The sequence below is a fragment of the Rhodococcus sp. ARP2 genome, assembly GCF_001029585.1.
Taxonomy (GTDB): Bacteria; Actinomycetota; Actinomycetes; order Mycobacteriales; family Mycobacteriaceae; genus Rhodococcus_F; species Rhodococcus_F erythropolis.
This window is the reverse complement of sequence record NZ_LEKE01000011.1, coordinates 66498-78318: the sequence shown is the minus strand read 5'-3', so window position 1 is coordinate 78318 and position 11821 is coordinate 66498. Positions and strand designations below refer to the sequence as shown.

General features: G+C 64.8%; 6 protein-coding genes. 4 read left to right on the top strand and 2 right to left on the bottom strand.

The genetic code is table 11. The features are described from left to right. Positions 1-80 precede the first annotated feature (80 nt). The 4 genes from ABX74_RS02545 to ABX74_RS02530 are packed head-to-tail and all read left to right on the top strand — an operon-like array spanning position 81 to position 8316. Positions 81-1166, top strand: a complete 1086-nt coding sequence (locus ABX74_RS02545; RefSeq protein WP_047888145.1) for a hypothetical protein — start codon at positions 81-83, stop codon at positions 1164-1166. A 33-nt stretch (positions 1167-1199) separates the two neighbouring features. Continuing rightward, positions 1200-2705 carry a TIGR02677 family protein gene (locus ABX74_RS02540; protein ID WP_019748531.1) on the top strand — a complete coding sequence of 502 codons (1506 nt, stop codon included), beginning with the start codon at positions 1200-1202 and terminating at the stop codon, positions 2703-2705. Further along, the gene (locus ABX74_RS02535) at positions 2702-4144 is read left to right on the top strand and encodes a TIGR02678 family protein (protein ID WP_047888144.1); all 1443 of its coding nucleotides are present in this window, start codon (positions 2702-2704) and stop codon (positions 4142-4144) included. Before ABX74_RS02540 ends, ABX74_RS02535 begins: the two co-directional genes overlap by 4 nt. Beyond that, positions 4141-8316, top strand: a complete 4176-nt coding sequence (locus ABX74_RS02530) for a TIGR02680 family protein (RefSeq protein WP_047888143.1) — start codon at positions 4141-4143, stop codon at positions 8314-8316. The genes ABX74_RS02535 and ABX74_RS02530 overlap by 4 nt, the downstream gene beginning before the upstream one ends. A gap of 57 nt (positions 8317-8373) precedes the next feature. Here the strand turns inward: ABX74_RS02530 and mshC are convergent, their stop codons facing one another. Together mshC and ABX74_RS02520 are read right to left on the bottom strand one after the other, a co-directional pair. After that, entirely contained in the window at positions 8374-9615 is a 1242-nt protein-coding gene (gene mshC, locus ABX74_RS02525) for a cysteine--1-D-myo-inosityl 2-amino-2-deoxy-alpha-D-glucopyranoside ligase (protein ID WP_047888142.1), read from the bottom strand. A gap of 10 nt (positions 9616-9625) precedes the next feature. Beyond that, complete coding sequence (locus ABX74_RS02520) at positions 9626-11815, bottom strand: MMPL family transporter (RefSeq protein ID WP_223257806.1); 2190 nt, start codon at positions 11813-11815, stop codon at positions 9626-9628. Between the last annotated feature and the right edge of the window lie 6 nt (positions 11816-11821).

The window sequence follows — 11821 nt, the reverse complement described above, 5'->3', positions numbered from 1 at the left end:
TTGTCGCGAGGCTGTCAGGGCGAACATTATTCGGAAAATCTTGTGTTTCCGTCGTCGACAGATATTGATACCATTGGAACATGAGCGAATCTGAGTCGGAACCGGAACGGCCGATCGACATTTTTCGGCGATCGGTTGCCGTCATCGAAGAAAATTTGCCTCCTACCTGGTCTTTGTCGACACAGCGCTCCCCCGACCTGTCCGAGGCGCCACTCCGACTCGACCTCCGCTCCCCTGACGGCGCGGTGGCCAAATTCGGCGTCTACGCCGCTCACGGTGTCCTGAGCAGCGACGTTCCCGGTATCGCCGATCGCTTCCCCACCGGTCAACCCGGCTTCGTGTGCGCAAAATATCTGTCCGAGCCGGTCCGCCGGCAGCTCGATTCCCACGCGATCTCGTACGCAGACGCCACGGGCAATGTGTCGTTGACCGCTGATCGACCCGCCGTCTGGGTGCGTGGACGCGGAGCCGACGCCGATCCGTGGCGGGGGCCCGGACGTCCTTCCGGACAACTGACGGGCGATCCGTCAGCTCGCGTCGTGCGTGCGCTTGCCGATTTCGCGGCGCCACTGGCGATCACTGCCTTGGTGCGCCTGGCCGGTGCGTCGACGGGAGCAACCTATCGGGTGGTTCAGACACTGTCGGATCGTGAATTGGTGACCAGGCTCCCCCGCGGCGGGATCGGTGACGTCCGCTGGCCGAAGATGCTTCGTGAATGGGCGGCTGAAGCCGGCGCCAAAGCGCCGACGCCTCACGGCTTTCACGCGCCGGACGGGTTGGAAGCACTATTCGATCAACTGCGTCAGCTCAGCGGTCACATCTACGCCGGTACCGCATCGATAGCGGCGGCACCCTTTGCTCGGTACGCGCCCACTCGACGTGCCCACTTCCATGCCGACAACGTCGATCAGTTCGCCGACGCTCTCGGACTACGGCGTGTGGAATCCGGCGGTGACGTGTGGATCACCGCTCCCCTCTCACCGTCTGCCTTCGACCGATTGCTCACCCGCGACGGCATCCGCATCGTCGCCCCCAGCCAAGCGTTCGCCGATCTGCTGGTCGGCCCGGACTCCGACGAGGCGGCGGCGGAGCACCTGCTCACATGGATGATCGAGAACGAATCGCAGTGGCGACGCGCCGCATCCCCTGCTACGGATCGCCCGTAGGAAAAAGAGGGGGCGTCTCTCGCCTACCCTGTCATGGTGGAAGAAACGAGTGCGCCCGATTACGCCGCGTACGCCGACACCAATCGACTGAAGCTGTTTTCGTTCACGATCGCGGAAAAACGGGCCGAGTACCTCTGGGTACTTCGTGCCTTCGACCATGCTCGCGCCAACTACACCGTCCTGCTGCATGCCGGAGCCGTCGCGCAAATCCTCGAGAAGATCGGTGGATCGGATCCGGCGGCCGATCTGTCGGCAGCAGAGGTCACTCCCCTGTTGGATCAGCTCCATGTGTGGGAGATCCTCGAGCGCAGCTACGACGGCACCCGCGCGGCCACGCTGGCCGAGTACCGCAATCGCCACTTCGTCTACCAGTTCGGTCAGGCCGGATACCAGGTCTATCGATCAGTCGAAGACGTTCTCGCCGCACGCCTGGACTCGGCCTCGCTCTCGCGCCTCGCTCTGCCGGACCTGCTCGCAGACATGTCCGAACTCGCCGAGGCCAACCGAAGCTCCGACGGCGACCTGATCTTCCGCAAGCTCAAGCGCCTCGACTCGACGCTCTCCGACATGGCCGATCGAGCCGCGCACTTCTATCTGACCCTCGGCGACCTCGTACGGACCACGGAGATCACTCCGCAGGCTTTCCTCACGCACAAGGACGCTCTGCTCACGCACATGCGGGAGTTCAGCTCCGATCTGGCGCGCTACGCCCCCAAGCTCAAGGAAGCGATCGAGCACGTCGAATCCACCGGGGTCGATCGCATGATCCGCCTCGCCGCCGCCAGTGACGAACGGGTGTTCGTCCCGATCACCGAACGCGAAGACGACTGGGCTGCGCGTTGGCGAGGATTGACCGCCTGGTTCGTCTCCGCGGAATCGGGGATCAGCGAGTCCGAGCGTCTACGTGAGGGCACGATGAGCGCGATCGCCGCGGTTCTGGCGCTCCTTCGCCGCGTCACGGAAACCCGTCGCGGCGGCGTCAGCCGCGAGAGCCAGCTCCGGCACCTCGCCGGCTGGTTCGCCGCCACGCCGTCCGAAGACGCAGCTCATGCTCTGTTCCAGGCAGTGTTCGACCTCGGCCGTCCACGCCACCTCTCGATGGTGCATCCGGACGCCGACATCATTTCTCACTCACGTTCGTGGTGGGAGGCACCGCCGGTCGAAATCGCGCGAACACTCGCCGAAACCGGCCGCCCACCCTCACCAGGATTGCCGAGCAAGGTCGCCCGCAACGACGGCAGCATCCGCCGCCTACGCGAAGAGCAGTTGGCAGCGCAACGTACCCGCAGCGCCGCGGCGCAATCACTCGCGTCGAACGGCGTCTATCAGCGTGAACTCAACGAGCAGGAGACCGAAGTTTTGCTGAGTCTGCTCAATGCAGCACTGACCGCGCGCGTTCCGGTAGTGGGACGCGTCAAGAGCTCCACCGGTAGTGAGAACGGGGTGAAGCTGACGCTCAGTCCCTCGGACGGTTCGACCACCATCAAGACCGCCCGCGGGCGTATGCACCTCGACGGCATCGAGGTCAGTGTTCGATGAGAGCTCGCGAGATCACGCCCCTTGCCCTCGACTCGTATCAACGCGCGGCGCGAGTGATCCTGTCCAACCACCTGATCACCTCGACGTACCCGGATCGAATTGCGTTGCCGCTCTTGCGCCGGTGGGCCACCGAGCTGCGTGACGACCTACTCGAACTGTTCGGCTACCGCCTCGAGGTGACGGAGACCACCGCGCGCCTGTTCACGGTGTCGGATCGACTCAACCCGTCGGCACCGGCCCGAACTGCCTCCGAGCGAACCTTCGATCGCACGCGTTACGCCTACCTGGCACTGTGCCTGGCCGCGTTGGGCCGCGCCGGGAACCAGATCACGTTGTCGGAGTTGGCCGATCACGTCGCGGCCGACGCTGCACAAGTCGACGGCGTCGAACTCTCCACCGATCGTGCGTCGGACCGCGACGCCTTCGTCGACGCAGTGGGCTGGCTCGGCGTCAGAGGCGCCATCGCACTCGCCGACGGTGACGCAAACGGCTGGGCGTCCAATCCCGAAGCGGGAGAAGCGCTCTACGACATCGACCGTTCCGTCGTCGTAGCCCTGTTCCGTCCGCCGCGCGCCCTGCAGCACCTGCACTCCATCCGCGGACTCCTGGCCACGGAGACCTCGAGCGCTGCCGAGGACGACGGAATTCATGTGGACGCGAAAGAGATCGGACGCCGAGTGCGTCGGGCTCTGGTCGAGCGGCCGGTCGTACTGGCGGGTGAACTTGATCAGCACGAATTGATCGCCTTGGCGCAGCCCAAGACCGCGTCGGAAGTCGAACTACTGACGGGGTTGGTGGCCGAGCGTCGCGCCGAGGGAATCGCGATGATCGATCCCACCGGTCGCCTCTCCGACGTCCGCTTCCCGAGCACCGGAACGATCGCCCAGGTAGCGCTACTCCTCGCCGGCGAGATTGCCGACCGCGTACTCGACGTCGACGCTCCGAAGCTGCCGAAACTTCCGATCCCGCACGTGTCGGACGATCACCTGATCGAACAACTCGATGCCTCCATCCCTGAGGCCGGGATCTTCGAGGACCTCGCCGACGAGGACGACGACTTCGTGGTGCCTGCCGGCGAACCGGCCGAGCCCCCGGAACCCGTCACGTACCCGATGATCGACGAAGACTGGCTCGCCGACAAGGTCACCGAGTTGGTGGACCAGTTCGGACGCACGTTCGCAGCGCAATGGCAGGCCGATCACAACGGGCTGCGCAAGCAGGCGCTCGGGTTGCTGCAACGTCTGCGCCTGACGCATGCGGTCGACGGCGGCGTACTGGTGTTGCCCGTCCTTGCCCGGTACCGCGACGTCGTGGTCTCCGTACGCGAACGCGATCCTCAGATCGACTTCGCGGTAGACAACTCCGCACCGGATCCGGTCGACGAATTCGGCCCCGAATCTTCCACCAACGGCGAACTATCAGAGGTAGAGAACGTATGAGCAACGCCCGCTTCCGACCTACTCGGGCTGGAATCATCAACCTCTGGGATTACCGAGACCAGGAGTTCTCGTTCGCCGACGGTCGACTGGTCCTACGAGGGCCAAATGGATCCGGTAAGACCAAGGCCCTCGAGGTCTTGTTCCCGTTCGTTTTCGACGGCCGCATCGAACCGCGGCGCCTCAACCCCTTCGCCGGTGAAGAGCGCACGATGAAGTCCAACCTGCTCTACCGGGGCCAGGACAGCGCGCACTCCTACGTGTGGATGGAGTTCTGCCGCGGCTCCCTCGAAGATCCCGAGTCGGTGACCGTGGGCATCGGCATGCGGGCAACCCGCACCAACGACAAGGTCACCCGCTGGTACTTCGTCGCCGACGGCCGCGTCGGAGTCGACTTCTCGCTGATCGGCAACGACGATCGTCCTCTCACCAAGAAGCAGTTGGCCGAACAACTCGGCAGCGATTCCATCACCGACCGTCCCCTCGACTACCGCACCGCGATCGACGCGCGAATGTTCGGTCTCGGAGTGCAGCGCTACGACCAGCTGATCAATCTCATTCTCACGCTTCGCCGTCCCCAGCTCGCGAAGAACCTTGATCCGAAGGGCCTTTCGCAAGCGCTCACCGACGGCCTCCGTCCACTCGACGACCAACTCGTCCTCGAAGCTGCGCGTTCGTTCAGCGATATGGAAGAGGTCGGCCGCGCGCTCGAGGGGCTCGCAGCCGCCGATCAGGCAGCGCAGAGTTTCATCGGCGTCTACACCAAGTACCTGCGTCAGCAGTCGCGCGGAGAGATCGAACAGGTCAGCACCCGCCTCGCAGCGGTCACCAGAGGCGTTGCCGCCATGGACGAGTCGTCGCTCGCCCAGACTCGCAGCCGTGAGGCCCGGGCAGCAGCCGAGGAGCGCTTCAACCAGGCCGAGCAGGCACTCGAGAACGCGCGCGCCAATGTCGAAGCGTTGCAACGCTCGAGCGCCTACGAAGGCAAACAGCAACTCGACGATCTCGCTCAGGCCGTCTCGACGCTCAAGCTCTCGACCGAGCAACAGGCAGACAAGTCGAGGAAGGCGCAGGCTGCACTCGCGCAGCGCGGCGACGAAGCCGACAAGGCTGCATCGTCGGTCAAGCGTGCAGCCGAGGCACTCTCGCGTGCCGAGGACGAACTGCAGGCAGCCGCCGAGGACGCCGGCATCGTCTGGACTCCCCTGCCCGACGGCTCACGCAGCGACCAGATCACGGCAGCCGTGCGTGGCCATGCCGAGGAACGTGACGGCGACGTACGCGTCGTCCGCACTGCGCTCGCGACCGTCGAGAAGGCCGCTACCGAACGAACCCGGGCCGAAAACAGCTCGCGCCGTGGACAAGAGCTGCTCGAAGCGTCCAAGGCCGCTGTGCTCGAGGGCGAAGCTGCCGTGGAACTCGCACGCAGTCAGTGCGCCAGTGGGCTGCGCGCGTGGTGGACCGATCACTCTTCCTTGTTCTCAGCTGTCGGTGCAGACACGTCGCTGTTCGAGGCTCTCGACGCGGCGCTCGCCGAGGTCGGCGACGAGGACGCTCCGGCGCTCTCCGCAGTTCTCACCGAGCACACCGAGGCAGGCACCGAGACGCTGCGCGAGCGACGTCGTGAGGCCGAAGCTGAAATATCTGCATCACACGCCTCCATCGCAGCTCTGAAATCCGAGCGCAAGGCCGTCTCGGCGGAACATGACGATGCTCCGCCGGCCTTCCACGCACGGACCGACAACCGCAGTGATCTGGGTGGGGCGCCGCTGTGGCAGCTGGTGCGCTTCGCCGATTCAGTCGAACCAGACGTGGCTACGGGAATCGAATCCGCACTCCAGGCGGCAAATCTGCTGGACGGCTGGGTCTGCCCCGACGAAACGATTCCCGATCACGTCAGTGAGCAGTTCCTGACCGCTCTGCCGGTCAAGCAGCGCCCGAAGGGACGAACGCTGGCCGACGTCCTCGAGGTCGAAGGCAATGCCGACGTACCCGACGCTCGGGTACAGGACATTCTCGCGTCGATCAGTCTCGTCGAGGCACCGGGCGACTCCGATGCCAGCGTCGCGATCGGCGTCGACGGGCGCTTCTGGCAGGGCGTCGCGCGTGGCCGGCACGTCAAGGCCGACGCCGAGTACATCGGCACGACAGCGCGGGCGCGTCGACGCGAAGCTCGGATCACCGAGATCGACGCGGCTCTGGAAGAACTTGCCGCGGCAGTCGATGCAGCCAAGGCACTGGTGACGCAGACCAACGAGCAGCTGAGCCGAATCAACTCTGCGGCAAAGGAATTGCCGAAGACAGGGTCGATCCTCCGCGCACTCAAAACTGTCACCGAATCCGCCGGTGCACTCCGCACTCGCTCGGAGGCCACGGAAACAGCGCAACGCGAACTCGATGCGGCGATCGCCGATCTCGCGGCGAAGGAAAAGCAACTCCGGGCGACGGCGTCGCAGCACCGGACCCCGCATATCGGCCGTGAACTCGACTCCCTCGCGGCGGCGATCCGTCATTTCGAGAAGCAGGGCGAACTGGCGCTGCGCTGCCGACGCGAACATGCCAAGGAAGTCGAACTCGAACGCGAGTCTCGCGACCGTCTCGACGAATCACGCGCCAATGCGGAGGAATTCGCCGAGGAAGCCGCCATCGCCGAGGAGAGTCTGCTTCAGCAGGTCCAGCGCCTCGAGACACTGCGCGACACCCTCGGGGCCAGCGCCGAGCAGATCGACCTCGACCTGGCAAAAGCCCGCGCGAAGATCGAAGAATGCAAGGTCGAACAGCGTGCTGCGCGAAAGGCGTACGACGCTGCGGTACTCCAGATCGGCACGGCAGAGGGTGCGTACAACACCGCCGTCGAGACGTTGCGGCACACCCTGACCGAAACCCGCAGTGATGCAGAGCGACTCGCACCCTATGCTCGCCCGGACCTTCTCGAGTTGTTGGGCGTCAAGGAACATCTGAGCTGGCCGGCAAGTTCAGCGGCGTGGATGAGCCCCGATCAGTTGGTCTACCGCATCCAGAACGAAGACCGCAGCGAGGACGCGGCCCACCCGCCCGTCCTCCCCGAAGACGTCGACAAGTTGTACCGAGCGCTCGAGGCTGCGACCTCGGCGGTACGCGTCACCGACGGAGCCCGCAAGGCAACCCGCACGGCACTGACCTCGGCGTTGCAGGACTTCGACGCCCAACTCGCAGCGGCCGGACAGGACTACCGCCTGCAATGGGACGCACCGGACGGACTGACCGTCGTACGAGTGCAGGACGATCAGGGCTATTCGTCGATCGGTGAATTCGCAACGCGGATCCACGATGCTCGTGGCGATCAGGAGCAGTTGCTCACCGAATCCGAGCGTCGCATTCTCGAAGATGCCCTGCTGACCGGATTGGCTCAGCAGATCCACGAGCGCACGGTCGATGCACGCGTGTTGATCGCACAGATGGGCACGGAGATGCGTGAGCGTCGGATGTCCTCGGGCAACACCATCGGCGTTCACTGGGTGCTCGCCGACAACCTCGACGACAGCTCGCGGGCGATCTCCAAGTTGCTGGATCGAGACGCGTCGGCCCTCGGCGTCGATGAACTGGCTACTCTGCGAGCTCATTTCGCGACCCAGATCCGTACCGCCCGCGCGGCGCACCCCGAACGCTCGTACCCGGAAATCCTGTCCTCGGCGCTCGACTACAGGCAGTGGCGCGTGTTCTCGTTCACCCTCATCAGCGGTGAGGGCAAGGAAGACCGCCTTACCGTCGCGCGGCACAGCGCACTGTCCGGTGGCGAGCAGTCGGTTTCGCTGCACCTTCCTTTGTTCGCCGCGGCGCACGTCATGCTGGACTCGGCCGACCCGCACGCCCCACGTCTGCTGGCACTGGACGAGGCCTTCGCCGGTGTCGACGACAACGGACGCAGCGAGCTGCTCGGCTTGAGCGTTCAGTTCGACCTGGATCTCTTCATGACCGGCTACGACCTGTGGATCACGTACGCAGACGTCCCCGGCTGTGCGCACTACGACCTCGCGCACTCCACGGCCGAACAAGCTGTCAGCGCCGCGCTGCTGGTGTGGTCGAACGGTGAGCTGCTCGCCGAGCACGACGGAACGGATCTGGCGCGGGCATTGGGCTCGCCGCTACGGCGCCGGGTGCCGACACCAGCCGAAGGTGCGTTGGACTACGCCTAGAAACCACTGTGCGCCTTTATTAACCGCCCGGGGTTAATAAAGGCGCACAGCAGGGATTCAGCGAAGCGAAATACCCAGCAGGGCGTCGACGGCATCGGCGAACTCGCCGGGTGCCTGCGTGTCGGATCCGCCGCCCTCGATGGCGCGGCGTGCCCAACCGTCGAGCGCGTCGAGCGCCTTCGGGGTGTCGAGATCGTCGGCCAAATGCTGACGCAACCGCGCAACAGTGTCGGTGGCTGACGGCGCGGAATCGAGAGCCGCTGCCTCGCGCCATACCTTCAGACGCGACTGAGCATCCTCGAGGACCTGATCGGTCCACGCGCGATCCTGGCGGTAGTGGCCGGAGAGCAATCCGAGACGAATTGCTGCGGGATCGACCCCTTCACCGCGCAGTTTCGAGACGAAGACGAGGTTTCCGCGACTCTTCGACATCTTCTCGCCGTCGAGGCCGATCATGCCCGTGTGCACGTAGTGCCGCGCGAAACGGCGATCACCCGTTGCCGATTCGGCATGTGCTGCCGAGAACTCGTGGTGCGGGAAGATCAGGTCGCTGCCACCGCCCTGGACGTCGAAGCCGGAGCCGATGCGGTTGAGCGCAATGGCCGCGCACTCGATGTGCCAACCGGGGCGTCCCGGTCCGAAGGGCGACGGCCAAGAAGGCTCGCCCGCACGCTCCGCCCGCCAGACAAGAGCGTCGAGCGGATTGCGCTTTCCGACGCGATCGGGATCTCCGCCACGTTCGGCAAAGAACTTCTCCATCGTCGCGCGGTCGTAGCCCGACTCGTAGCCGAACTGCTCGGTCGCGTCGGCGCGGAAGTAGACGTCGGGGAACTCCGCGTCGTCGACAATGTACGCGGCGCCGGACGCCACGAATTTCTCCACCAACTCGACTACTTCGTTCACCGATTCGACGGCGCCGATGTAGTCCTTCGGCGGAAGCACGCGCAGCGCTTCCATGTCCTCCCGGAAGAGCGCGGTCTCACGCATGCCGAGGACGATCCAGTCCTCGCCGTCGCGATTGGCGCGCTCGAACAGCGGGTCGTCCACGTCCGTCACGTTCTGGACGTAGTGGACGTCGTGTCCGGCGTCGCGCCAGATGCGGTTCACGAGGTCGAACGTGAGGTAGGTGGCCGCGTGACCGAGGTGGGTGGCGTCGTACGGGGTGATGCCGCAGACGTACATCGTCGCTTTCTTGCCCGGGGTGACGGGGCGAACCTGACGGTCGGCTGTGTCGTACAGCCGCAACGGCGGCCCCTGACCGGGAACGGACGGGAGTGCGGTATCGGACCAAGACTGCATGCTGCCGAGCCTAGTGGAGACTGCTCTGAGGCTGGGAAGGTGCTGGCTGATCCTGCTCCGGTTCGGGCATCGACGCGAGCTTGCTCGGCCACCAGATCTTCTGACCGATGTCGTAGGTCAGGGCCGGGACCAGCAAGGATCGGACGATCAGAGCGTCGAGCAGGACACCGAACGCCACGATGAACGCGATCTGCGCGAGGAACAACAGCGGGATCACCGCCAACGCCGAGAAGGTTGCTGCCAGAACAACTCCGGCAGAGGTGATCACCCCGCCGGTCACGGTGAGTCCCCGCAGCGCACCCGCCCGAGTGCCGATCTTCAGCGCTTCCTCACGCACCCTCGTCATGAGGAAGATGTTGTAGTCGATTCCCAGAGCCACGAGGAACACGAACGCAAACAGCGGGACCACCGGATCCGCGCCGGGGAACCCGAAGAGGTGGTCGAACACCAGCGACGAAATGCCCAGTGTCGCAGCAAACGAGAGCACAACGGTGCCCATGAGAAGCAGCGGTGCGAGAAGCGAACGCAGCAACAGGGAGAGAATCACGAACACCACGATGATCACCACGGGAATGATGAGTGTCCGGTCCCGTGTCGAGGTGGTCTTCGTGTCGAGGTCGGTCGCAGTGACGCCACCGACCAACGCGTCGGCGCCGTCCACGGAGTGAACTGCATCACGTAGTCGCGCGATGGTGTCTTCGGCCTCGAGTGAGTCGGCAGCGTCAGTCAACGTCGCCTGCAGGGAGACTCGTCCGTCGACAACCAGTGGGGCTCCCCCGTTCTGTACGACGCTTACGTCGCTGACGCCCTCCACGCGACTGGCTGCCGCAACGGCGTCCACCTGGTCCGCATTCGCGATGACCACGGCCGGTGAACCCGAACCCGCGTCGAAGTGCTCGCCGAGAATCTCCTGGCCTGCAACCGAATCGACGTCGAGTAAGAAGATGTCGGACGAAGAGACACCGCTGGCTTTGAACTGCGGCATCATCAGCGCGAAGATCACAAGCACCAGCGTCGACGCCACCCAGAAGCGGCGCGGGTGCCTACCGATTCGAGCAGCGAGCCCGGCCCAGAACCGGTGATCGTTCGCCTCGTCGTGGTGCTCGCGGTCGGCGTCGAACTTCGGCTTGGTCGGCCAGTACGCAGTCCGCCCGAACAGAACGAGGACAGCAGGTAGGAACGTCATCGATGCGAGGAAGGACGCGGCGATACCGATGGCGGCCACCGGACCGAGTCCGCGGTTCGAGTTCAGGTCGGAGAGCAACAGGCACAGAACGCCCGCGATGACCGTTCCGGCAGACGCCGCGACGGGTTCGAGCGTCGCGCGCCACGCAGTCCGCATTGCTGCGTACTTGTCCTTCTCGATCCGCAATTCTTCCCGGTAGCGAGAGACCAGAAGCAGCGCGTAGTCGGTGGCGGCACCGAACACGAGGATGAACAGGATGCCCTGGCTCTGGCCGTTCAGTGCGATGACGTCCGCGTCGGCGAGCAGATACACGAGCAAGCTCGACAATCCGAGTGCGAAGATCGCCGAAAAGATCACCACGAACGGCAGGATCGGGCTCCGGTAGACGATGATCAGGATCAGGATCACGACGGATCCGGCTACCAACAACAGCAGTCCGTCGATACCGGCGAATGCTGCCGACAGATCCGCAACCTGCCCAGCGGGGCCGGTGACCTTGACTGTCAGTCCGTCAGGGCTCGACTCCAGCGCCGCGCGCAACGCTTTCACGCTGTCCTTGACCTCGAGGGTGCTGTCGACCGGCAGGAACATCTGCAACGCCTGGCCGTCGGCCGACGGGATCGGCGGCGATGACGCGTCACCGAATCCCTCGGTACCGACAAACGAATCGACGGTCTGGGACAGGAAGGTGGAGTCGGTGGGCTCGAGGCCACCTGGTCGTTCCGCCACGATGATGGCCGGCACGAAGCGGGTGTCCGTGAAGCTCTCTTGAAGCTTTGCCACCTCGGTGGCTTCGGCCGACGCCGGCAGGAACGACGTGTTGTCGTTCTGCTGCACGGTGCTGAGCTTTCCGGCGAACGGGCCGCCGAATCCTCCGATTGCCAGCCAGCCGATCACGAGGAGAGCTGGCACAATCCATCGAAGGCGACGAACAGGACGATTTTGTACTGGTGTGCTCACTGGGTCTCCAGGGATCGGCAGCAGAGAGGACTTGCCGACTATTTTGTTCAGCATGCTGAG